The 24,102-nt window shown below is 62.5% G+C and carries 21 protein-coding genes; 16 read left to right on the forward strand and 5 right to left on the reverse strand.

Annotated elements, in window-relative coordinates; all coding sequences use genetic code 11:
• Positions 1–126 precede the first annotated feature (126 nt).
• From AB0N65_RS02685 to AB0N65_RS02700, 4 genes are read left to right on the forward strand one after another with little or no spacing between them, the layout of a single operon-like run.
• Positions 127–828: a hypothetical protein gene (locus AB0N65_RS02685; protein ID WP_364157332.1), complete on the forward strand. Its 702-nt coding sequence runs from the start codon at positions 127–129 to the stop codon at positions 826–828.
• Positions 829–830: 2 nt separating this feature from the next.
• Positions 831–1,496: a hypothetical protein gene (locus AB0N65_RS02690; protein ID WP_364157335.1), complete on the forward strand. Its 666-nt coding sequence runs from the start codon at positions 831–833 to the stop codon at positions 1,494–1,496.
• Between the two features lie 31 nt (positions 1,497–1,527).
• A complete protein-coding gene (locus AB0N65_RS02695; protein WP_364157337.1) occupies positions 1,528–2,904 on the forward strand; it encodes an O-antigen ligase family protein in 1,377 nt (458 codons plus the stop codon).
• Positions 2,904–4,070: a glycosyltransferase family 4 protein gene (locus AB0N65_RS02700; protein ID WP_364157987.1), complete on the forward strand. Its 1,167-nt coding sequence runs from the start codon at positions 2,904–2,906 to the stop codon at positions 4,068–4,070. The genes AB0N65_RS02695 and AB0N65_RS02700 overlap by 1 nt, the downstream gene beginning before the upstream one ends.
• Here AB0N65_RS02700 and AB0N65_RS02705 read toward each other — a convergent pair.
• Complete coding sequence (locus tag AB0N65_RS02705) at positions 4,067–6,778, reverse strand: WecB/TagA/CpsF family glycosyltransferase (RefSeq protein ID WP_364157340.1); 2,712 nt, start codon at positions 6,776–6,778, stop codon at positions 4,067–4,069. The two genes, AB0N65_RS02700 and AB0N65_RS02705, sit on opposite strands and share 4 nt — an antisense overlap.
• A 292-nt stretch (positions 6,779–7,070) precedes the next feature.
• Here AB0N65_RS02705 and AB0N65_RS02710 point away from each other — a divergent pair, with 292 nt between their 5' ends.
• A complete protein-coding gene (locus AB0N65_RS02710; RefSeq protein ID WP_364157343.1) occupies positions 7,071–7,925 on the forward strand; it encodes a glycosyltransferase in 855 nt (284 codons plus the stop codon).
• Here AB0N65_RS02710 and AB0N65_RS02715 read toward each other — a convergent pair.
• Complete coding sequence (locus AB0N65_RS02715; protein WP_364157346.1) at positions 7,922–9,334, reverse strand: sugar nucleotide-binding protein; 1,413 nt, start codon at positions 9,332–9,334, stop codon at positions 7,922–7,924. The two genes, AB0N65_RS02710 and AB0N65_RS02715, sit on opposite strands and share 4 nt — an antisense overlap.
• Positions 9,335–9,336: 2 nt before the next feature.
• Entirely contained in the window at positions 9,337–10,335 is a 999-nt protein-coding gene (rfbB, locus tag AB0N65_RS02720) for a dTDP-glucose 4,6-dehydratase (protein ID WP_364157349.1), read from the reverse strand.
• A 52-nt stretch (positions 10,336–10,387) separates the two neighbouring features.
• Between rfbB and rfbA the strand changes: the two genes are divergently transcribed.
• Positions 10,388–11,254, forward strand: coding sequence for a glucose-1-phosphate thymidylyltransferase RfbA (gene rfbA, locus AB0N65_RS02725; protein WP_364157351.1), 867 nt, complete (start codon positions 10,388–10,390; stop codon positions 11,252–11,254).
• 17 nt (positions 11,255–11,271) lie between these two features.
• Here the strand turns inward: rfbA and AB0N65_RS02730 are convergent, their stop codons facing one another.
• A complete protein-coding gene (locus AB0N65_RS02730) occupies positions 11,272–12,207 on the reverse strand; it encodes an aldo/keto reductase (RefSeq protein ID WP_364157354.1) in 936 nt (311 codons plus the stop codon).
• Between the two features lie 51 nt (positions 12,208–12,258).
• On the opposite strand from AB0N65_RS02730, the gene AB0N65_RS02735 reads away from it, so the two are divergent.
• Positions 12,259–13,092 (forward strand): undecaprenyl-diphosphate phosphatase, encoded by an 834-nt coding sequence (locus AB0N65_RS02735; RefSeq protein ID WP_364157357.1) that lies wholly within the window; start codon positions 12,259–12,261, stop codon positions 13,090–13,092.
• 15 nt (positions 13,093–13,107) lie between these two features.
• The gene (gene mshC, locus AB0N65_RS02740) at positions 13,108–14,385 is read left to right on the forward strand and encodes a cysteine--1-D-myo-inosityl 2-amino-2-deoxy-alpha-D-glucopyranoside ligase (protein ID WP_364157360.1); all 1,278 of its coding nucleotides are present in this window, start codon (positions 13,108–13,110) and stop codon (positions 14,383–14,385) included.
• 103 nt (positions 14,386–14,488) lie between these two features.
• Here mshC and AB0N65_RS02745 read toward each other — a convergent pair whose 3' ends face one another.
• A complete protein-coding gene (locus AB0N65_RS02745; protein ID WP_364157363.1) occupies positions 14,489–15,394 on the reverse strand; it encodes a PAC2 family protein in 906 nt (301 codons plus the stop codon).
• A gap of 121 nt (positions 15,395–15,515) precedes the next feature.
• Here AB0N65_RS02745 and AB0N65_RS02750 point away from each other — a divergent pair, with 121 nt between their 5' ends.
• The 8 genes from AB0N65_RS02750 (at position 15,516) to prcA (ending at position 24,102) form a co-directional block, all read left to right on the forward strand.
• Positions 15,516–16,271, forward strand: coding sequence for an HAD family phosphatase (locus AB0N65_RS02750; protein WP_364157365.1), 756 nt, complete (start codon positions 15,516–15,518; stop codon positions 16,269–16,271).
• Positions 16,272–17,435, forward strand: a complete 1,164-nt coding sequence (locus tag AB0N65_RS02755; protein ID WP_364157367.1) for a site-2 protease family protein — start codon at positions 16,272–16,274, stop codon at positions 17,433–17,435.
• A gap of 115 nt (positions 17,436–17,550) precedes the next feature.
• Positions 17,551–18,609: a tRNA (adenine-N1)-methyltransferase gene (locus AB0N65_RS02760; protein ID WP_364157369.1), complete on the forward strand. Its 1,059-nt coding sequence runs from the start codon at positions 17,551–17,553 to the stop codon at positions 18,607–18,609.
• A 97-nt stretch (positions 18,610–18,706) separates the two neighbouring features.
• The gene (gene arc / locus AB0N65_RS02765) at positions 18,707–20,512 is read left to right on the forward strand and encodes a proteasome ATPase (RefSeq protein ID WP_364157372.1); all 1,806 of its coding nucleotides are present in this window, start codon (positions 18,707–18,709) and stop codon (positions 20,510–20,512) included.
• Positions 20,509–22,182, forward strand: a complete 1,674-nt coding sequence (gene dop / locus AB0N65_RS02770) for a depupylase/deamidase Dop (protein ID WP_364157374.1) — start codon at positions 20,509–20,511, stop codon at positions 22,180–22,182. Before arc ends, dop begins: the two co-directional genes overlap by 4 nt.
• Positions 22,183–22,300: 118 nt before the next feature.
• Complete coding sequence (locus AB0N65_RS02775; RefSeq protein ID WP_364157377.1) at positions 22,301–22,504, forward strand: ubiquitin-like protein Pup; 204 nt, start codon at positions 22,301–22,303, stop codon at positions 22,502–22,504.
• A gap of 79 nt (positions 22,505–22,583) precedes the next feature.
• Positions 22,584–23,393, forward strand: a complete 810-nt coding sequence (gene prcB, locus AB0N65_RS02780; RefSeq protein WP_364157379.1) for a proteasome subunit beta — start codon at positions 22,584–22,586, stop codon at positions 23,391–23,393.
• A 1-nt stretch (position 23,394) separates the two neighbouring features.
• On the forward strand, positions 23,395–24,102 hold the full coding sequence (gene prcA / locus AB0N65_RS02785; RefSeq protein ID WP_364157382.1) for a proteasome subunit alpha: 708 nt from the start codon (positions 23,395–23,397) through the stop codon (positions 24,100–24,102).

Here is a 24,102-nt window from a genome sequence, read left to right on the forward strand (position 1 = left end):
ATATTGAAAAGCCTCGCGCGGAGATGGTACTTAGTGGTGCTCGGCCTTCTTATGACGCTTGCCCTTTGTCTCCAGGTCCAACAGAACGCACCGGAGAAATACAAAGCACAAGCTAGCCTCGTGATCATGCCGTCGAGCAACAGTGTCGGGCCCGAAGGAAATCCATACCTCAACCTCGGTGGCATGGGTGAAGCACTCGACATCCTGACCCGGCGACTCTCATCCGAAGAAATCCGCGGCAGGATCATGGCCGGTTTCTCCGACGCGACCTACACTGCCGAGACCGACCGTAATACGAGCGGCGCCATCCTGCTCATCACGGCCACCTCGTCCAACCCGGACGAATCAGTGGCTGTCATGCGGGCGGTCATGGCACAGGCTCCTGTCTCCTTGACCGGCATGCAGGAAGCCCTCAACGTCCCGGAAGAGTCGAGGATTTCCACCATGACCCTCCTGGCTGATAGCCGGGCGGTCCCGGAGGCGAAAGCACGTACCCAACTCCTTCTCGTCTCGGGAGCCGGAGGTGTTGGTCTTACACTGGTTGCGAGCGTCCTGCTCGATGGACTGCTGAGGGCTCGCAGGGAGCGAGCCGGTACCGGAACGTCCGGCACGTCCAAAAGGCGTCGACGCAGCATCGGGAACGCTGCGGACGCCGGCCACCCGGGTTCGGACAGGGTTCCTGCACTGGCCGGTTCCGCGGCCACGTCTTCGATGAAGGAGGGCTCCGCACGGACTCGGACGGCCCGCATCATGAGCCGGTCCACCCCCCAAGTGTCCCTGTCCAATGAAGTGACGCCGCCGGTCCCGTTGACGCAACGGCCCTCGTGACCATGACCTCCCATACAGTTCTCCGGATTCTGCGAAGGCGGTGGTATGCCGCCGTTGCAGTCCTGCTGCTGGGTTTGGCCGGGCTGGGCGTCATACGCTCCCTGGAACCGGTGTATTGGGCGCAGGTGGAAGTTTCGTTCGTGGCGGGGAACAGCGACCCTGCCTACTGGATTCCAGGCGGAGATATTGCCGCGCTCGTGCCCTTCGCCGCGTTGGTGGAGAGACGCGTCAATGATGACTCTGATTCGGTCAATCTCGTCATGTCGCGTGGCACCCTCCACGGAGCCGGCGTCAAGCAAGGGTTCTCCGTGACTCTTCCCAACGCCGGAGGGCAATGGACCAAGAGTTTCAGCCGACCGGTCCTGGTGGTGCAAGTGGTCGATTCCAGCGCAGAACGGGTCAACCAAGTCCTCGCGGGAGTCATTGAACGGATCAATGACGAAACTGCCACCCTGCAGGAGGAAGGCAACGTCCGCTCCAGCCTGATCTCGACCGTGACCACGCCATCGAGTCCGGAGATCATTTTCGGCGGCGGAACCCAAACCGACCGGCTCAAGGGTGCCGGCGCTTGGCTCTTCCTGACGGGAGCGGCCGCCGTGGCGGTCTGTGTAGCCCTGGACAACCTCCTGGCTTCCCGCCGCCGCCTCAGTGAAGCGACGGTGGTGTAGGAGCATGCGGGAACTGTCGAGAACCCCCGGAATGGGGGAACAAACGGTAAACCGGGACGGCCAGTCCCCGGAGCGTTCGGACGTGGTTACCTTCGCCACGGTCTTCCTCGTCGTGACGTGTGCCGTTCCTTCCCACCTGACAGTTGCCGCCTTGGGCACCGTGGGGCGCTTAACCACACTGTGGGCGCTGCTTGCCCTGATGTGGTGGATTTTGTATCAGGTGAACCGCACCACCCCCGAAGCGGTGGGGCGCCGCCCCGTACGCCTCGCCCTGGCACTCTTCCTTGGAGTCGCTGTCGCAAGTTACGCCATCGCCATGCTGCAGGGCTTGCCCGAGAAAGAGTCCAGCCCCGCCGACGGCGGACTCATCCGGCTGCTGGCATGGGCAGGAATACTCCTCCTCATCCACGACGGCGTAAAAAACCGCCGTGGATTGTTCGCGATCATGCGCAGAGTGGTGCTCGTGGGTACATTTACGGCAGTCCTTGGCTTGCTCCAGTTTGCCACCGGCGCGTCGCTCATCGACTGGATTTCCATCCCGGGGTTGTCACCGAGCGCCGAACTCGCCAACATCGACGTCAGGGGCGGCTTCATCCGGGCCGCAGGTATGGCCGCCCATCCACTGGAGTACGGTGTTGTCCTGTCCAGCTCCTTTCCCATGGCCCTGACCTTGGCTATCACCGACACCGGGAGGAATCTCCTCCTCCGATGGCTGCCAGTGGGCGCCATCGCGGTCGCCTCAGTGATGTCCGTCTCCAGGTCCGCATTGATCGCCGTTGCGATAGCCTTTATATTCTTGGTTCCCGCCTGGAGCCGGACGATACGGCGCCGGGCCTACGTGGCGCTCGTCGGCATGCTCGGAGTGATCTACCTCGTCACGCCCGGGATGCTCGGGACCCTTAGGGGGCTCTTCACAGTTGGCGCGGACGACACCAGCATCACCTCCAGGACGAACGGCTACTCCACAGCGTTCGGCATGGTGGAAAACAACCCCATCTTCGGGCGCGGTTTTGGAACCTTCCTGCCCGAGTACGTCATCGTGGACAACCAGTACCTGGGGCTCCTTGTAGAACTTGGAATAGTCGGCTTGTGCATGTTTGTGATCTTGATAGTCGCCGGACTTGCGTGCGCTTGGCGTGCCCGACGCAACGCCAAGGGAGACGAGCTGCGTCAGGCCAGCCAGGCCGTCCTGGCATCCCTGACGGCAGTTGCCGTAACTTTCGCCTTCTTCGACGGACTCTCATTCCCGATGGCGGCGGCGATGCTGTTCTTCATGCTGGGCATGGCCGGTGCCGTGTGGAGGATCGTGCAGGATGAGCTCGGGGGAGATGCCCCCGCCGACTCGCGGCTCTTCCCTGCAAACAAGCTAATGGAGCATGTCTTCCGACGTGCAAAGAAGGGCGCGTGATGTTTCCAACGGAGCGGGGAACCAGCGGCGGGGAACCCGGCAGCACAGCGCCGAGGATCCTTCTCGTCAAAACCCGCGGACGTTCGACCGTTACACGTGAGGAGCGCCGCCGCATGGAGCTCTCCGGAGCCGGGCCGCGGAGCTTGCTCTTCGAGGAAACGCTAAATTGCGATGTCCTTGACGAGAACGCACTTGAGCAGGTCACAGGATTGAGGTCCCGGCTCTACAAGCGCCTACCGTCGTTCGCGGCACAAGCCTTGGAAGCCACCCGCCTCAGCCCCTCCTACGACGTGGTCATCACCTGGTCGGAGCGCCACTCTGTGGCGCTTGCGGCCCTGTTCGCTATCCTTCGCGTCAAGACGCCGCACCTGGCGCTCATGTTTTGGTTGTCGAAACCGGCCGTCCGTTGGCCCTTGAAGTTCGTCCGCGCCGGAATCGACAGAATCGTGACGTGGAGTTCGATCCAGCAGGGCGTTGCCGTCAACCACATCGGCTTCAAACCGGAGGACGTCGTCCTCGTTCGGCATCCCGTCGACTTACAGTTCTTCGCCCCGAAGCCATCCCGGCACAGCATCATCTTTTCGGCCGGATCAACGCAAAGGGATTTCCCGACTTTCGCCAAGGCAGTCGCCGACCTGGACGTTCCGGTCCGGATAGCTGCCTCGTTGGTTGTCGCCCTGAACGGGTACAAGATCATCACGACCGACGTGCGCGAAGAGACAGGCTGGCCCCGGAACTGTGAAGTCCGGTCCCACAGTCCGCTCGAGCTCCGCGAATCGTATGCCGCCGCAAAAGTCGTGGTGGTCCCTCTGCTGCCGACAGACATCGACGCGGGGGTGAACGTGATCCTTGAGGCCATGGCCATGGGAAGACCGGTTGTTGCGTCCCGGACCGCAGGCCAGGTGGACGTCATCAAGGACTCGGTCAACGGCGTGTTCGTTCCACCCGGGGACGCGACAGCACTGAAGGAATGCATCGCGTCCCTCCTGGCCGACCCGGAGTCGGCCGAAGAGATGGGTCGTCGGGGACGCGCCTATGTTGAGCAATATCACCGCCTGGAAGACTTCATCGACAAAGTCCACGCCAATGCCGTCGAGCTGTCGCAGGCACCGGCCAAACGAGGTTTCCGGGCCGGACGGAGCAGCGTCGCCGCGGAGACCAGCTAGCCCCTGCTGCTCTCATCGCGTTCCCAGGAACCTGCGCCAAGGTATGCCCGCCTGGCTCCACGGCGACCGAGAACGGCGAAGACCATGTAGACAAGGGCATCGAGTGCGCTCACGGGGCCACGGGTGGCGTGCATCAGCTGCACCAACGTCAGCACGGAGGAAGGCATGCTCGACGCCGCCGGCGAAGCGGCAGGCCCTATGGCAGCTCTGTGCTCCGCGTTACCGCGGTAGCCCCGCCGCAGGACAGCGAGCAGGTCACCCGCTGTACGGGGCGTCCTGACCACCACGGGTTCGGTCGCCAAGACGGCTTTCTCGTCGGGCTGGAACAACTGGTCCACGTGCAGGTCGTCGCCGGTCAGAGCTGGAAATTCACCAAGTCTGGCATGCCCGTGGAAGCTCAGACCGTACGCTCCGGCACCCCAGAGCCCCTGCGCATTGCCGGGAATCCGGTTTCGAGCCCTGTAGTAGGACCTGACGATCCGCGATGCGCCGCTGGTGTCGTAGCGGAAGGCGGGCCTTGCGGCCAGGAGCGGGCCCGCCTTAAGGGCCAAGAAAACATCGCGCAACGCGAGGGGGCTGAGCTCAATGTCCGCATCCAGGTAGAGTCGGGGCCACCGGTCCGTAGCCCTGTCCGCCGCGTTCAAGGCAGCAATTTTGGAGGCGACGGGCACTGTGAGGACCTTCACGCCGGAGTACCGGGAAGCAATGGACTCGGTGTCGTCGGTGCAGCCATTGCACGCGACGATGACATCAACCGTGCCGGTTTCGATGACTGGCTTGAGGCTGTCGAGCGCGCGGGCGATGACCGTGGCCTCGTTATGCGCCGGAATAATGACAGCCCCTGAAAGCAGACCCACCTCCGGAAAAACTTTCTGCGTGGCGTGCGGGAGAGCACTCCAACGCCGTCGATCCATCACAGCCGCTGCGGCTTCCCGATGGCCGGGCTTGCTTAGCCGTGCCACTTCGGCGGCGCACACGGCAGCCCTGAAGAGCCAGGCCCGGCCACGCGGCTGGTGCTTCGCTGCGTAGCGAACCCGGTTCACGGACAGGAGCGCAGTCAATTGTGGAGACGTTCCCGAGCCGCCGCGTTCATGCCACATCCTTGCCCTGGGCTCGAACCACACCGGGTGTCCGGCTTGCCGTGCCCGACGGCAAAAATCGGTCTCTTCCGAATACAGGAAAAACTGCTCATCCCAATCACCCACTGTCGAGGCAGTGTGTTCGCTGATCAGCAACGCCGCCCCGGTAGCCCAGTCGACGGTATGCGGGTACCTGTAGCTCTCATCGTCGAAGTCCATTTCGGAGAGCCAACCCGGCCTTCCAGGAAGACGGCTGCCAAACGCCGCATCCCCCAAAGCCCGTGTCACGCTGGGCTCACGCCGTAAAGAGGGGTAGATGCTGCCGTCATAGTCAAGCAATGCAGGGACCACCACTCCCGCTCCGGAATCGCGCATCCTTCGCCTCATTGCTGCCACCGCGCCGCTCTCAAGCCGCAAATCAGGATTCAGCACGAGGTAGGCGCCGGCCTTGCCGGCAGCCCTCATCCCTGCATTGATCCCGCCCGCGTAGCCGAGGTTTCCACCGGTGCTCACCGCAATAACGTCCGCGTGGTTCGCCAGCTCCGCCAACGTCCGGTCATCGGGGGAGTTATCAGCCACGACGACTTTCATCGTCTGGTCGGCGGTTTCGCGCCTCAGGCTTGAGATCAGGGGACCGACGTCGTCGGAATTGTTATAGGTCACAACGACGACGGCGACGTCGGCGTCCGCTGATGCCGGCAGGAACGGGTGGACCTGGCGATTGGGAGGGCTCGTTGGTACGTCCCCGGGATCCGCCTCCTGTGAATCCCCATAAGTGCTTCCGGCAACCCCAACGTCCGGCACCATTGAAACGGAGCTGTCCCTACGCAACCGCAGATAGGCCTCGGGGCCGTCCACCAGGTATCGGCGGGCGAGCCTTCGAGGTTCGAGCATGAGCCGCCAAGCCCACTCCAACCCGTGGCTTTGGATCCATCGGGGCGCCCGCCGTACGTGTCCGGCAAGAAAATCCACCACTGCACCAAATGCCAGCAGCACCTTCGCTCCAGTCCGGTGTCCGTATGTGCTGATCCACAATTCCTGCCGGGGCTTGCCAAAGCCCACCACGAGGATGTCCGGCGCAGCTTCCGCTATCCGCGCCGCAAGTTCCAACGACGCCCGCTCATCGCTGATGACAGCGCGCTCCGGAGCCCACCATCCAACAACCTGGAGGTTTGGGCGGTCCAACGCGAACCTGTCACGGATCAATTCCTGGGCGCGCTCAGAACCGCCAAGGAAGCCCACTGTGAGGCCGTGACGCTCGGCCTCATCCAGGAGCGGTTGCACGAGGTCGCTTCCCGCCAAGCGCGGCCATTGCCGTCCGGTAAGCCGGGCTGCCTGGGCCACCAGCGGGGCTCCGTCAACCAACGTTAACCACTCAACGGAGGTATGCGCTTCCATGGCGCCGTTCCATCGGCCTCCTGCACCAAAGTGAAGGATGTGGTCGAGATTTGCCGAACAGACGCCCAACGGGGGCGAGTCCGCGTCACCGGCGCGGGCCGTTATTTCCTGCAGCGCATCCTGGAATTCCATCAGCTTCACCGGGACACCGCCCAAGCCCACCCATTGTCGGGCACGTGCTGATACAGGGGCAGGGACGGTCCAGGACGGCATAATCCGTGGTTGCAGCATTCTCGGCTCCAGGTTCCGGGTTTCAAGCGCATGACATGGCCATGTTCTGTGGTCCAAACTGCTGCACTGCCTGGACCACAGCAGGCCGGACAGCGTGCGCCGACCGACCGGTTCTCTTGAATTGTCTCCCTGGCCACCTCTTGGAGGCTGCCGTAGGACAACTGTAGGACCATCTGCCGATGTGCGCCAGAGCCGGAACAAGGCCGGCATCGGGTATTGCATGATGGCTCCTGCCGGGGGAGGATGCCCTGTGTCGGCACAGGCGGGTAACCCGGACCTCATAAGGATGGCAATGGGCAGCGAGATCACAGACTGTTTGGACGGTTCTGCAACACACTTTGTGCTTACCCGCTTCAATGTCCGCAGTTTTTACCATAAAGCGGAGCCCACCGATGCTTGGCTGCAGGAACGCGTCCGTCTATTCAAGGACTACTGCATTCCGGGCTTTCGACACCAGACCGAAAATCGGTTTACCTGGCTGGTCTTCTTCGATTCCCTCAGCCCAACCTGGCTGCGCGAGGAAATTGACGGGCTCGCTGAGGACACTTTTCACCCCGTTTACGTGGATGGGCCATTTTCGCAAGAGTTTTTGAGCGAGACGATAGGACGTCTTTGTTCTACCCCCTACGTCATCACCACGAGGGTGGACAACGACGACGCGGTTGCAAATGATTTCATTGAGACGATACAAGGATGCTTTGAAAGCCAGGAAGCAGCCTTCATAAACCTTGTGAACGGCGCGCAATACGCCGAACGAAAACTATATTTGCGCCCATACACCATGAATCCCTTTTCAAGCTTGATCGAGAGGTCGGCAGACAATCGTCCCGCAACGGTTTTCGTCGAACACCACTACCGCATCGACGCCCACGCTCCCGTGCTGAACGTCCGCACCAAACACCCCATGTGGCTGCAGGTCATCCACGGAGGAAACGTCCTCAATGAGGTGGTCGGCCTCCGGACCAGTGCCGGCGCCGTCGCCCCGCATTTTTCCGTGCAACTCGATGTCGACGATAGTCTCCCCGCCCGCATCTACGATCAAATCCTTGGGACGGCCAGGATTCTCCTCCGGCTCCTTCGTAAGCCTTCCCGGCTGAAGGACCTGGCGAAGACCTTGGTCGCACGACGGGCGCGGACCTCCTCCTAGCTCGGAGTTTCAGATAGCACATACGCTTCCAACCGCGAATGCGCCGGGGGCGGGCTGAATCCTGTGTCCTTGATTTTCGACAGGTCCAGGACACTGCTCCTTGGACGCGGAGCGGTCCCGGGTTTTGCGTACTCGGCTGTGCTGATGGGCGAGACTTTCCCGGGGTCGGCCCCGCACAGGCGGTACACGTCCTGCGCGATGGCCGCCCACGTCTGGGGTTCACCCTCATTGCTGATGTTGTACGTGCCATAGGGTGAATTGCCGGTCAGAAGGTGACGAATTCCCGCGGCAATGTCCGACGCGAACGTCAAACGACCCCACTGGTCATCAACCACAGCGGGCGTGGCACCCTGCGCAGCAAGTGCCGCCATGGTTCGCACAAAGTTACGCCCGGCTCCCACAACCCAACTGCTCCGCACGATGTAGTGGCGCGGGACTGCGGCAACTGCCGCGTCTCCGGCAGCCTTCGTCTGGCCGTAGACGCCAAGTGGACTCGGGGCCTCCTCCTCCTGGTGGACCGGCGCAGTGCCATCGAACACGTAGTCACTGGACACATGCACCAGAGTCAAAGAATGTTCGACGGCGGTTCTCGCCAGGCGGGCGACCGCGCCTGCGTTGATGCGCCAGGCCGCCGCGCGACCTTCCGCCGTCTCCGCCGCGTCCACAGCGGTGAAAGCTGCGGCGTTGATGATGGCGGAGTACTTACGCCACTCTGTACTGCGGTACGGCTCTTCGGCCGTGATATCGAAGTCCGCCCTACCTGCAAAGTCCACCGTGGGGTCGCCCTGGAACTCTTGCCGCAGCGCCCGTCCGAGTTGCCCGTCCGCTCCCAGCACCAGTGTCCGGCGGGCCTGCATGGGCGTCACATCGGATAAGGCCGGATGCCCGCGGTCCTGCGGCGAAAGGATGGCTCGATCCAAAGGTATCGGCCACGGCACAGCCACATCATGGTCACCGACGTTCAAAAAGGTGTACTCCGCCTGCGCGTCCAGGCTCCAATGGTCGTTGACCAGGTAGGTGTAGGCAGTGCCGTCTTCAAGTGTCTGAAACGCATTTCCCACGCCGCGGGGAACAAACACAGCATCCTCCGGCGTCATCTCTGCATGGAACAGCGTCCCGAACGTGGGACCGTCGCGGAGGTCAACCCAAGCGCCGAAAATGCGGCCGGATGCCAAGGAGACGAACTTATCCCACGGCTCAGCATGGATGCCCCGGGTGGTACCGCGCAGGGAGTTGAAGGAGATGTTGTTCTGCACCGGACCGAAATCCGGCACCCCCAAGGCCATCATCTTGCTCCGGTGCCAATTCTCCTTGAACCAGCCCCGATCGTCTCCGTGAACCGGTAACTCCAGCAGGACCAGCCCGGGAATGGGAGTGGTTTTGGTCTTTAACCCGCGGGCTTGTTCCATTGCTAGTGGCCCTGTCCGACGTACTTGCTTTCGGTCGCAGCCTTATGCGGCCGCCACCAATCTTCGTTCTCCCGATACCACTGAACAGTGTCCGCCAGACCCGCATCGAAATCACCAAACCGGGGCACCCACCCGAGCTCTTCGCGCAGCTTACTGGAGTCGATTGCATAGCGGAGGTCGTGGCCGGGCCGATCCGTCACGAGGTCGTAGTCTTCCGGCCCCCTTCCCATGAGGATGAGCAGCTTCTCCACGACCTCCCGGTTGGAGCGCTCTCCGTCGGCGCCAATCAGGTAGGTTTCTCCAATGCGACCATCCAGAAGGATTGTGGCCACCGCCGATGAGTGATCCTCCACATGGATCCAGTCCCGGACGTTGCGACCCTCACCATAGAGCCGGGGCCTGTTGCCGTCCAGCAGATTGGTGATTTGCCTCGGGATGAACTTCTCGACGTGCTGGTAAGGGCCGTAGTTGTTCGAGCAATTGCTGATGGTCGCCTTGAGCCCGAAGGACCGAACCCACGCGCGTACCAGCATGTCGGATCCGGCCTTTGTAGCAGAGTACGGACTCGTGGGACGGTAGACAGAGTCCTCCGTGAACCGCCGGGGGTCGTCGAGGGACAGATCGCCATAAACCTCATCGGTGGAGATGTGGTGGAAGCGCGTTCCGTGCTTCCGTGCAGCCTCGATGAGCGTGAAGGTTCCCACCACATTGGTGTCGACAAAGGGACGCGGCTCCTCCAACGAATTATCGTTATGGGATTCGGCTGCGAAGTGGACAACGGCGTCGACCCCGGCAGTCAGCGCTTCTACCAGCTCCGCATCACAGATATCTCCCCGGACGAATTCACAGCGTCCCGACGGCAACCCGGACAAGGATTCGAGGTTGCCGGCGTAAGTCAGTTTGTCCAGGACCGTGACATGAAGGCGTGTGTGCTCCATGATGTAGTGGACAAAGTTGCATCCGATGAATCCGGCCCCGCCGGTGACAAGGATTCTCTGCATGGCCATAGCGTAGCCGCGAATTGCGGCTGTGTGCAGCGGGAGGGACAACTAAATGCGCGGAATCGTCCTGGCGGGTGGCACCGGCTCCAGACTTCATCCGATTACGCTTGGAATCAGCAAGCAATTGGTGCCTGTATTCGACAAGCCCATGATTTATTATCCTTTGTGCACGCTGATGCTTGCGGGCATTAGGGACATTCTGGTAATAACTACTCCCACTGACGCACCCCAGTTCAAGAATTTGCTGGGGGACGGTTCCCAATTCGGGATTAACCTCAGCTACGCCCAGCAACCCACGCCCGACGGATTGGCCCAGGCATTCATTTTGGGAGAACGGCACATCGGCAACGGGAAGGTTGCGTTGATCCTCGGAGACAACATCTTCAACGGCCCCGGTATGGGCAACCAGTTCCGCAAATATGCCGACGTAGAGGGTGGAGCCATCTTTGGCTACTGGGTGAAGGATCCTTCAGCGTACGGCGTGGTGGAGTTTGACGAGGACGGCTTGGCCATCTCCATCGAGGAGAAACCGTTGCAGCCCAAGAGCAACTACGCCGTGCCCGGTTTGTACTTCTACGACAACGACGTCGTGTCCATGGCGAAGGACCTGGAGCCGTCCGCTCGCGGGGAACTGGAGATCACGGACATCAATCGCCAATACATGGAGCTTGGCAAGCTGCATGTACAGAAGTTTCCCCGTGGCACGGCGTGGCTGGATACCGGTACTTTCGGAGACCTGAATGACGCATCCAACTACGTCCGCACTACCGAGAACCGGCAGGGCCTGAAGATCGGCGCGCCTGAAGAGGTGGCGTGGCGCATGGGCTACCTGGATGATGACGAGTTACGCCGGCAGGCCGCAAAACTCTCGAAGAGCGGTTACGGCAATTATTTGCTGGACATCCTTGACAGGCGATAGAACGGGAACCGTGACGTTCAGCCCGAAGACGAAACGTCTTCGAGCGCCCGGGAAATTTCCGCAGGCAGAATGGTTAATTGTGCATCCAGCAATTCCTTGAGCTGGACTGCGTTCCGTGCACCGACGATGGCTGTTGCAACGCCCGGACGCGAGAGCAGCCAGCTCAGGGAGACGTCCAAGGGTGAACGGCCAAGCCCGCGGGCTGCCATGGCAACGGCCTCCACCACCCGGGAAGCATGCGCTTCCAGGTACGGCTCAACGTAGCCCGCCAAGCGGCCTTGGGCGGCGCGGGAATCGGCGGGAAGTTGTCCGCGGTATTTACCGCTGAGCACACCCCGGCCAAGCGGGGCCCAAGCCATCAAACCGAGTCCTGCGTCTTCAACGGCCGGAATGAGTTCGTTCTCGGCCTTGCGCTGCACCAGGGAGTACTCGGATTGATTGGCAACCAGGGTGAATCCCGCCACGGCCGCCGCCTTCGCAGTCTGCCATCCGTTGTAGTTCGAGATCCCCACGTACCGGGCGCGCCCGGAACGTTGGGCGAATTCCAGCGCCGAAAGAGTTTCCTCCAAGGGCACGTTTGCATCCCATTCATGGACGAACCAAATGTCGATGTAGTCCGTGCCGAGCCGCGCAAGGCTGGCGTCGAGCGCGGACAACAGCTCCCCCCGAGAGGCATTCACGCTGCGTCGAGATTCCGACGACGACACACCGGCTTTCGTGGAAATGACCACTTCGGAGCGGGCGACAACGTCGCCAAGCATCGATCCCAGCATGGCTTCCGCCTGGCCCTGGGCGTACGATGCGGCGGTGTCGATGACAGTGCCGCCTGCCCCCACGAATGCCTGGAGCAGCTCGGCGGCGTCCTGTTCGTCCGTCTCGTGGCCCCATGACATTGTGCCAAGGGACAAAGAGGAGACCCGGAACCCGCTGTTGCCGACATAGCGCTGCTGCATGCTGCTAGCTTACGGGGAGTTCCCGGTCTTCATGACGTAGGGTCTATTCACGTGAACTGGATAGAAGCAGCCTTGCTGGGCCTGGTGCAGGGCCTCACCGAATTCCTCCCGATCTCGTCAAGTGCGCATCTGCGGATCGTGGGCTCGTTCCTCCCGAACGCTGCCGACCCCGGAGCTGCCTTCACGGCCATCACCCAGTTGGGCACCGAGACCGCGGTCATCGTGTATTTCTGGCGGGACATCGTACGCATCATCGGCGCATGGTTCGGCTCCTTGACCGGGAAAGTCGAGAGGAACAATCCCGATGCCCGCATGGGATGGCTCGTGATCCTGGGCAGCCTCCCCATCATTGTTCTCGGCCTGTTGTTCCAGGACCAGATCGAGTCGGTCCTGCGGAGCATGTGGATCGTCGCCACAATGCTCATTGTGTTTGGCATGATCCTTGCCGTGGCAGACGCCATCGGCCGCCAAGAGCGGGATCTCACCCAGCTAAGCTACAAGCACGGCATCCTGTACGGCTTTGCCCAGGCGATGGCCTTGATTCCCGGGGTCTCCCGCTCCGGAGGCACGATCACAGCCGGCCTCCTCATGGGCTATACCCGCGAGGCCGCCGCACGCTATTCCTTCCTCCTGGCGATTCCGGCCGTCTTCGGCAGCGGCCTTTTCCAGCTTTACAAGACCGTTTCCAATGAGGGACTTGCCGGCCCCTATGGCCTGCCGGAAACCGCGCTGGCCACAGTCATCGCTTTCGTCGTGGGCTACATCATCATCGGCTGGTTCCTGAAGTTCGTTTCAACGCGCAGTTACCGGCTCTTCGTTTGGTACCGGATACTCCTCGGCCTGGCCTTGTATGTCCTGCTCGGTTTCAATGTGATCAGCCCCTAGCACTAAGGTTGACTCGTGAAATCGTGGACCTCCCGCCCTGTTCCTGACCTGCCCGGCAGCATGCCGGCACTTCGTCTTTATGACACGGCCCTCGGCCGCGTGATGGAAGTCGAGCAGCATGCGGAGCAATCAATGTATGTCTGCGGCATCACGCCGTACGACGCCACGCACATGGGCCACGCAGCCAGTTACGTCGCATTCGATCTCTTGAACCGCGCGTGGCGGGACGCCGGCGTCCGGGTGGACTATGTCCAGAACGTCACGGACATCGACGACCCCCTGCTTGAGCGTGCCACGGCCACGGGCGTGGACTGGCGTAAGCTGGCGCAGAGCCAGATCGAACTGTTCCACACAGACATGGACGCCTTGAACGTGGTGGCACCTGACCATTACATCGGGGCCGTGGAGTCCATACCGGACATTGTCCCCGCCATTGAGCGCCTCATCGCCGACGGCGTCGCCTACCGCGTGCCCGGTTCTGACGGCGAGCCGGACGGTGATGTCTACTACGACGTCGAAGCTGCAGGCAAGCGCTCTGACGCCACAGATGCCTGGACGCTGGGAGACGTTTCCCGACTGGGCGAAGCAGAGATGCTGGCCTTGTTTGCCGAACGCGGAGGCGACCCCGGCCGGCAGGGCAAGCGGCACCCCCTCGATCCTTTGCTGTGGCGGGTCGCCCGGGACGGTGAACCCAGCTGGCCTGGAGCGTCCCTCGGAGATGGCCGGCCCGGCTGGCACATTGAATGTACCGTCATTGCCCAGAAGTACTTGCCCGCGCCTTTCACCGTGCAAGGTGGAGGCTCGGACCTCGTCTTCCCCCACCACGAAATGGGAGCCGGCCACGCATACTCGCTGTCCGGAGTGCCTCTGGCAAGCCACTATGCGCATGCCGGAATGGTGGGCTTGGACGGCGAGAAGATGAGCAAGTCAAAGGGAAACCTGGTCCTTGTTTCCAAGCTCCGGGCAGCAGGAGAGGAACCGGCCGCGATTCGTCTGGCGATCCTGGCACACCACTACCGCTCGGACTGGTCCTGGACTGACGGGGAATTCGAAGCGGCCAAGGACCGGCTTGCCCGTTGGCGCAAAGCCTTGGAAGGTGCTCCCGCCGGTTCGGCGGCGCCGCTCCTGGCCTCCATGCGGCAAGAGTTGGCCGACGACCTCAACGCTCCGGCGGCCATTGCCGTCGTCGACCACTGGGCGAACGAAGCACTGAAGAACAACGGTGAGTCTTCCCCGGCGGACCGAACCGTGGTTCGTGACGCCGTCAACGCGTTGCTCGGCGTGGAGCTCTAACCCCAACAGCAAACCCGTTTCCAAACACCAACGGCCCCGACGAACAGTCAGGGCCGTTGGTGTTTGGTCCATCAACACAGCTGCGCTATGACCAGCCGGTCAGTCAGGGCCGTTCCTTGCCGCGTCGCTTCAGGTAGCGCTCGAATTCCCTGGCGATGGACTCGCCGGAAGCCTCCGGAAGGTCTGCCGTGTCTTTTGCCTCCTCCAATTGCCGCACATAGGCCGCAATCTCGGGGTCTTCCGTGGCGAGTTCATCCACACCCCGTTCCCAGGCTTCGGATTCTTCTGCCAGCGCCCTGCTGTCCACGGGTACCTGCAGCAGGTCTTCGATCCTGTGCAGGATGGCAAGCTGGGCCTTGGGGGAGGGGGGCTGGGCAACATAGTGGGGGACCGCCGCCCAAAGGGAAACCGTCGGCAGCCCCGCCAGCATCGCGAACTCCGCCAACACACCCACGATTCCCACCGGGCCCTCATACTGGGAGGCTTCCAGGTTGAGCCGTTCGCGAAGCCCGCTGTCCTCAGTGGTGGTGCTCACGGGAATGGGCCGGCTGTGCGGTACATCGGCGAGCAGCGCGCCCACCAGGATGACCGAGTCCACTTTCAGTGCTTCGGCATGTACCAGCAACTCCGTGGTGTAGGCACGCCAGCGGTAGGAAGGCTCCGTGCCGAGGACAAACACGACGTCCACGTTGCTCCCCGGAATGGCCGCCTTGTAGATCCGGGTCGAGGGCCACTTGACCTTCCTGGCCCCCGAGGAGGTGCGACGCACGGTTGGCCGGGTGAATTGGAAGTCGTAGTACTCCTCGGCGTCCACCGTGGCGACCTTCTTGCCGTCCCACAATTTGTTCAAATAATGCAGGGCATCACTCGCAGCCTCACCGGCGTCGTTCCATCCTTCAAAAGCGGCAATCATGACGGTGACGCGCTGGCCGTCCGCGGGTTCCTTGAGGAATCGCTCAGGCTCAGCGGCGATGTCCTGTCCTTCGGGGGTCCCGTCCACACTGTTCATCCATTCACCCTACGTCCAAGACCCTCGCGTATGCATGGCATTTCACGCGGAAGCGTGTCCCTCTTCGCCTACAGCGCAAGCACGGCAAGCCGGGCGTCTGCTTCCACGTAGACTTGAAGCCATGCATTCCTCACCCAGCCAGCCCCTTCTCAAAGCCGTGCTCTGGGACATGGATGGCACCCTTGTGGACACCGAGCCCTACTGGATAGCCGCAGAGCGGTCACTGGTGGAGGCCCATGGAGGCAATTGGTCGCACCAGCAGGCAATGCAACTTGTGGGACAATCTCTGCTCCACTCGGCTGCTGTCCTGCAGGCGGCGGGTGTCCGCCTCGAAGCCAGGGAGATCGTGGACACCCTTAGCGGCCAGGTGATTGAACAGATCCGCAAAGAGGTCCCGTGGCGTCCCGGCGCACGTGAACTGCTGGACGAACTCCACACGTCAGGCATCCCGTGCGCCCTGGTCACGATGTCGGAGGGTCCGATGGCCCGGGTGGTGGTGGAAAGCCTGCCCAAGCCCTACTTTGAATTCCTTGTCACGGGGGACACCGTCACCCACGGTAAGCCCCACCCGGAGGCGTACCTCACGGCCGTCGAGCGGCTCCGCCTCGAGGACCCGTCCTTGACGATCGACCACTGCGTTGCTTTGGAAGACTCCGTTCCGGGTGCTACGGCAGCCATCGCATCAGGAGTGGTCACAGTGGGCATCCCCCACCAGGTACCCCTTCCGGAACATCCTGGAATGGTCCTGTGGGACACCCTTGTGGGCCGATCTACAGCTGATGTTGACCGCTTGGTGTGTGATCGCTTCGCGGCCCGGCGCGCTTCCGGACGTACGGGGCAGGAAACCAGTGCCGGCCTGCTTGAAGGGGCCAACTAGGTGAGCAGTTCCTCCGCGCCTCATCATGCGGCCCCTAAGAGGGCAGGCATACCACTGGGGAAAATTGCCGGAATTCCCGTGTATCTGGCCTACTCATGGTTCATCATCGCGGGCTTCACCATCATCGCCTACGGTCCGGCCGTGCTCCACGACTTCCCCTACTTGGGTGGCTGGGCGTATTTCGTCGCATTCGCTTACGCCCTGCTGCTCGCTGTGTCGGTGCTGATCCACGAACTCGCCCACGCACTGAGCGCCAAGGCCTTCAACTGGCCCACAGAGAAGATAGTGCTCAATCTCTGGGGCGGCCATACGCAGTTCCAGAACTTCACCGCGTCTCCGGGGCGGGCAGTCGTGGTGGCCATGGCAGGTCCGGCGGCAAATTTCGTCCTGGCTGCAGCCTTGGCACCTTTCGTCCTGAGTCGCTCATTCGAGGGCGTTGCGGACATGCTTGCCAACATCCTCATGTGGGCAAACTTCCTCATCGGCATCTTCAACGTGCTCCCGGGAACGCCGCTCGACGGCGGAAGACTGGTGGAATCCGCGGTATGGAAAGCCACCGGCAGCCAGGACAAAGGAGCGATCGCCGCAGGCTGGTCGGGACGCCTCGTGGCCGTTGCCCTGTTCTTGTGGTTCGTCGTCCTGCCTTTGCTGAGGGGGGTACGCCTGGACATCACATTTACGCTCATCACCTTGCTGGTCTGCGGATTCCTCTGGATGGGCGCCTCAGGTTCCATCCGCCACGCACACTTCCGCAGCCGCCTTTACCTCGTGAGCGCATCAGGGCTCGCAGAACCCGCCGTGGGCCTTCCGAATGCGGCCTCCGTGGCGGATGTGGTGGCCATTGCCCCGTCGGGGAGTCCCGCCGTCGTGGTTTGTGGGCCGGACGGCAAGCCGCAAGGGCTTGTGGACCCGCGGGCGGCCGCCGCGGTACCTCATGAAGCACTGGCAACCACGCCGGTCACTGCGGTTTCCCATGCACTGGCGCCGGGGGCCTATGTCCCCGAATGGTCCAAGGGGCAGGAGTTGATCCAATACCTCGCCAAGCTGGAGGGCGGAGAATATGCCGTCGTGGACCACAACGGCACCGTCACCGGCCTGCTCCGCCAACAAGCTGTGGTGACGGCCATAACAGGCAAGGAAGCCCGGCGCGGCGGGCGCGCATGACACGCTTGCCGGTAGAGTTACCTGCCGGCCGTTAAAAAACAAAACCCATCCATTTTTGGCGCCTCAAAGGCAGCAACACATGGCGGCCCAGCCGCACAGGAGCGAGGAACACCACATGAGCAGCGAAACCGCCGCCCCCGAAGCAAGCGCAGGAGCTGACCATGCAGCCACTGCCGTCCAGCCTACGGGTGCCGCTCGTCGGCGGGGACCTTTCCGTGTAGGTGAGCGCGTGCAGCTTACTGACGAGCGCGGCCGCATGAACACCATTACGCTCGAGGTCGGCGGAGCCTTCCACACGCACCGCGGATTCCTGAACCACGACGAAATCATCGGCAAGGTGGACGGTTCGGTGGTCAGCAACAACATCGGACAGCAGTACCAGACACTGCGGCCGCTGCTCTCGGACTTCGTCCTCTCCATGCCCCGCGGTGCTGCTGTCGTTTACCCGAAGGATGCCGGCCAGATCGTCACCATGGCGGACATCTTCCCGGGCGCCCGGGTTGTTGAAGCGGGCGTGGGGTCAGGCGCGCTGTCTATTTCATTGCTCCGCGCGATCGGCGACGGTGGCTACCTTCACTCCTTCGAACGGCGTGAAGAGTTCGCGGACATTGCCCGCGGGAACGTGGAAACCATCTTCGGCGGGCCGCACCCGGCTTGGCAGATATCTCTCGGCGACTTCCAGGAAGAAGTGGTGAAGGCCGAGGAGCCCGGTTCCGTGGACCGTGTGGTGCTGGACATGCTGGCCCCTTGGGAGTGCCTTGATGCCGTCGCGACTGTGCTGGCACCGGGTGGCGTGTGGATCAACTACGTCGCCACCGTTACGCAGCTTTCGCGCACCGCTGAAGCCATCCGCGCCGACGGGCGTTTCACGGAACCCGACGCCTGGGAATCGATGGTCCGCGGTTGGCATCTTGAAGGACTCGCTGTCCGCCCCGACCACCGCATGGTCGCCCACACGGGCTTCCTGCTGGTCACGCGGCGCCTTGCTGACGGCGTGACGGGCATTTCCGTCAAGCGCCGGCCGTCCAAGACGGAATTCAGCGAAGAGGACCTGAACGCCTGGACACCGGGCGCGGTAGGCGAGCGTTCAGTTTCAGACAAGAAGCTTCGCCGGGCCGCCCGCGACGCCATCGCCGGCACCAACGTGCAGGACGACCCCTCGGTCACAAACTGACAAAGGTCACAATAGGGTCCGCATTCCGGATGTCACCAAGCACCCTGAGCTTTTCGGGACTAAGGTCTTGTTAAGCGCAGGAAGGGGCTGATGAATCGTGGATACGTCGAACAACGATATTGGACGGCCGACACCGGAGGAACCGGATACCGCAGCGGAAGAGGCAAGCAGGGGACTTGCTGCCATCCAGCCGCCGGACCCCTCAAGTGAACTGACAGTCGCCGAGCGGCAGATCAACATCCTTCGGGACAAGCTCCGCCACATTGACCGCCAGCTTGCTGCAGCTACCCAGAACAACAGCAAGCTTGTCAGCATGCTGGAAACGGCAAAGGCTGAAATCCTGCGCTTGAAGGGTGCCCTGGAGCAGGAAGGGCAGCCCCCGTACAGCTTCGGCACTGTAGTTCAGATCAACCCCCGCAGGCAGCCAACCCCGGGCAGCTCCGGGCAGGCGGCCACGGAAGAATCCGTCGATATCTTCAACGCGGGCCGGAAGATGCGTGTAGGTATCAGCCCCCTGGTCAACGTCAATCAACTCGCCGTGGGCCAGGAAGTCCTCCTGAACGAGGCGCTGTTGGTGGTTGCCGGTCTCGGCTACGAACGGGCAGGCGAACTTGTCACGCTCAAGGAACTGCTCGGCAGGGACCGCGCACTGGTGGTCGGCCGCGCCGACGAAGAACGCGTGGTCCGGCTCTCCGGGGCCCTCCAAAGCGTGCACTTGAAGGTGGGCGACGCTTTGTCGCTGGACTCCCGTACCGGCTATGCACTGGAGAAAGTTCCACGTGCCGAAGTGGAAAACCTGGTCCTGGAAGAAGTTCCGGACATCACGTACCAGGACATCGGCGGCCTCGGCCCCCAGATCGAGCAGATCCGCGACGCCGTGGAACTCCCGTTCCTGCACCCGGACCTCTACCGCGAACACGGGCTGAAGGCACCCAAGGGCATTCTTCTCTACGGTCCGCCCGGCTGCGGTAAGACCCTGATCGCCAAGGCCGTGGCCAACTCACTGGCAGCCCGCGCTGCTGAACGCGCAGGCAACACCGATCTCAAGAGCTACTTCCTCAACATCAAGGGGCCGGAGCTTTTGGACAAGTACGTCGGCGAGACCGAACGGCATATCCGGCTGATCTTCTCCCGCGCACGCGAAAAAGCCTCGGACGGCAGCCCCGTGGTGGTCTTCTTCGACGAGATGGATTCACTGTTCCGCACCCGCGGCACCGGAGTATCGTCCGACGTCGAGACCACAATCGTTCCCCAGCTGCTGAGCGAGATCGACGGCGTCGAACGGCTGGACAACGTCATCGTCATTGGTGCGTCCAACCGCGAGGACATGATCGATCCTGCCATCCTGCGGCCGGGCCGCTTGGATGTGAAAGTGAAGATCCAGCGCCCAGATGCCGAAGCCGCGGCAGACATCTTCGGGAAGTACATCACCACTGACCTTCCATTCCACGCCCAGGACCTGGCGGAATACGGGGGCGACGTACAGGCCACCGTGGACGCCATGATCCAGCGGACGGTTGAGGCGATGTACTCCACCGAGAAGTCCAACGAGTACCTTGAAGTGACCTATGCCAACGGCGATACCGAGATGTTGTACTTCAAGGATTTCAACTCCGGTGCCGTCGTCCAGAATGTGGTGGACCGGGCCAAGAAGTACGCCATCAAGGATCTGCTGACCAATCACCAAAAGGGCATTCGGATAGACCACCTCCTGAAGGCCGTGGTTGATGAGTTCCGTGAGCACGAGGACATGCCCAACACCACCAACCCGGACGACTGGGCACGGATTTCCGGCAAGAAAGGCGAACGGATCACCTACATCCGCACCATCGTTCAAGGCAAGGCCGGACAAGAGCCGGGCAAGTCGATCGAAACCACTGCCAACACGGGCCAGTACCTGTGACAGCCCGCGTGGAGGGTGCCCCCGGGGAATCGTTGCCGGCGGGCGGGGCCATGCGTGTCATGGGCTCCGAAACGGAGTACGGGATCCATGCCCCGTCGGCACCTGGCGCCAATGCAACCATGATGTCGGCACGGATCATCCAGGCCTATGCCACCGTCACGCGCCAGCGCGCCGCCGGCGGAGCGGAAACGCGCTGGGATTACACGGACGAAGAGCCGCTGCACGACGCCCGCGGCTGGACCGTTGACCGGGCCAGTGCCGATCCCAGTCAATTGACGGACCAGCCGCCGGTCCTCGACGCCGAGGCAGTCGCCTTGGCATATGGCCGCCAGGAGCTGGAACTCGACGGCGCGGACGAGTCCGGCTCGCTGCTCATGAACATGGTCCTCGGGAACGGCGCACGCCTCTACGTCGATCACGCGCACCCGGAGTACTCCAGCCCCGAAGTCACCAACCCCCGGGATGCCGTTGCCTGGGATGCGGCAGGGGATCTGGTTGCCCTTGCAACCGTCAGGAAGGTGGCGGCAGACACCAGCCTTCCCCCGATCAACCTCTATAAGAACAACACGGACAACAAGGCAGTGTCCTACGGTTCCCACGAGAATTACCTCATGCCGCGGTCAGTGCCGTTCGGGGACATCATCAGGGGACTGACACCGTTCTTCGTCGCCCGGCAAGTCACCTGCGGCGCCGGCCGGGTGGGGATCGGGCAGGACAGCTCCACCCCCGGATACCAGATCAGCCAGCGCGCGGACTTTTTCGAGGCCGAGGTTGGACTGGAAACCACCATCAGGCGTCCCATCATCAACACCAGGGACGAGCCCCATGCGACCGCCGACAAGTATCGCCGCCTCCACGTCATCATCGGCGACGCCAACCTCAGCCAGGTTTCCAACTACCTGAAGTTCGGAACCACAGCCATGGTGCTGAGCCTCATCGAAGCAGGGCAGGCGCCGAGGATCGAAGTCCATGAGCCTGTCCAGGCGCTTCAGGCTGTCAGCCATGACACCACCCTCACCGCGACAGTCCGCCTTCTGGACGGGCGCCGCGTCACTGCCTTGGATATCCAGTGGATGTATTTCGAGGCCGCGGCAAAACTCGCCCAGGAAGCCGGTGTTGCGGACTCCGTGACGGGCGACGGGCACACGCACGGCGTCCTGGAACGTTGGGAGGCCACCCTGTCGGCGCTGGGCAAAGACCCCGCGTCCGCAGCATCTTCCGTGGAGTGGGTGGCAAAAAAGTCCCTCCTCGAGGGCTACCGTAACCGCGACTCGTTGTCCTGGGATGATGCCCGGCTTGGACTGGTGGACCTCCAATGGTCGGATATCCGTCCGGAGAAGGGGCTCTACTACAGGCTGCTGTCACGGGACCGGATGACACGGATCGTCGACGACGCCGACATCACCAGGGCGGTCGGCGAACCGCCATCGGACACCCGGGCATACTTTCGTGGACGCTGCGTTTCGAGCTTTGGCAAGGACGTGGTGGGGGCCAGTTGGGACTCCGTGATCTTCGACGTTCCCGGGCTCGGGAAACTCCAGCGCGTTCCCACCCGCGAACCTTTGCGTGGCACCCAGGCGCTCACCGGCGCGCTGTTTGACAGGCACCGGGAGGCAGGCACGTTCCTGGCAGAACTCCTGGGCCAGACGCCCCCGCCTCCCAAGAGCTGACCGTCCCCGGCACAACGAAATTGGTGGACTGGGAAAGCCGGGCGGAGCGGCCCGTAGCGTGGCAATATGGCAGTAGGAAGTCCCCAAACTCAGGGGGCTGACAGTAGGGAGAAAGAAAATGGCAGGTCAGGAGCAACAGCAACCGCAGTCACGGGATACCGAGACTGAAGTCGACGTCCCCGAGGCCCCGCCGGCAGCGCCCGAGGCCCAGGCTTCGGACGCGACGCAAGGCGTGGACGATCTCCTCGACGAAATTGACGGCGTTCTCGAATCCAACGCCGAAGAGTTCGTCAGGGCCTTTGTCCAAAAGGGTGGCCAGTAAGCGGACCCGACACACGAGGTACTGCCCGGCCGGCGAGAGGCCGCCGGGCATCGGAATGCAGAGTCGAAGGAGTGCAGCAATGCAGGACCCGTCAACCGGCCCCCTGGCCACACAGGCAACGTCTTCGTTCACGGAGCATCTTCAACGCTCGCGTCCCGAACTCCTTCCTTTCAACCAAACACTGCCGGCAGGGACGGTACCGTCTGCGCCTCACGCCACCACGATCGTCGCCTTGACGTACGCCGGAGGTGTCCTGATGGCGGGGGACCGGCGGGCTACCATGGGCAACGTCATTGCAAGCCGCCATATAGAGAAGGTCTTTCCCGCGGACCAGTACTCGGTGTTGGGCATCGCCGGCACTGCCGGACTCGCAATCGACATCACGCGCCTGTTCCAGGTAGAGCTGGAGCACTACGAAAAGATTGAAGGAACACTTCTTAGCCTTGTCGGCAAGGCGAACCGTCTGGGTGCGATGATCCGGGGCAACCTGCCCATGGCGATGCAGGGCATGGCGGTCATCCCCTTGTTTGCAGGTTTCGACCACGTGTCCGCAACCGGACGCCTGTTCTCCTATGACGTGACGGGCGGCCGATACGAAGAGCAGGAACACCATTCGGTTGGATCGGGATCCGTCTTCGCACGCGGCGCATTGAAGAAACTCTGGCGCCCCAACCTGACAGAGGATGAAGCTGTGGCCGTGGCCGTCGAAGCCCTCTATGACGCCGCAGACGACGATTCGGCCACGGGTGGCCCTGATCCTGTCCGCCAACTCTGGCCGGTGGTCTACACGGTGAACCGCGCCGGTAATCGCCGTGTACCCGAACGCGACCTCGCCGGAATAGCCGGTGCCATCGTCGAATCGCGCGCCATCGCCGGACGGGAGGCCTGACATGACACAACAGTTCTATGTCTCGCCCGAACAGTTGATGAAGGATCGTGCGGACTTCGCACGGAAAGGCATCGCCCGCGGACGTTCCGTGGTGGTGATCAGCTGCGCTGACGGCATTGCCTTGATTGCGGAGAATCCTTCGCCGTCGCTTCACAAGATTGGTGAAATCTACGACAAAATCGCCTTCGCCGCAGTGGGGAAATACAACGAATTTGAAAGCCTCCGTCAAGCCGGTGTCCGGTACGCCGATGTCCGCGGCTACTCGTATGACCGTGAAGATGTGACTGCGCGCGGACTAGCCAGCGTCTATGCCCAGAGCCTCGGCGCCGTGTTCACGGCAGAGCAGAAGCCCTTCGAGGTGGAACTGGCCGTCGCGGAAGTGGGACTGACGCAGGCGCAGGACCACCTCTACCGGCTGACGTTCGACGGTTCCATCGCCGACGAAAACGGCTTTGTCGTGATGGGCGGGCTTGCCGATCAGATCTCGGATGTCGTCAGCGGGTCCTGGCAACCGGAGTTGGGCTTTGCCGACGCCATGCGCCTGGCGCTGCGGGGCCTGGCCACCGGTAAGGAAGAGGAATCCCTCATGGCAACTGCCGTGGAGGCCGCAGTCCTGGACCGCGCTTCGGAGAGCCACCGTGGTTCACGCAGGGCATTTCGTCGGTTGCGTTCAGAGGACATGAAACAGCTGCTCTCCGAGGAGGCCTGA

This window comes from Paenarthrobacter sp. NPDC089322 (genome assembly GCF_040684895.1).
GTDB lineage: Bacteria > Actinomycetota > Actinomycetes > Actinomycetales > Micrococcaceae > Arthrobacter.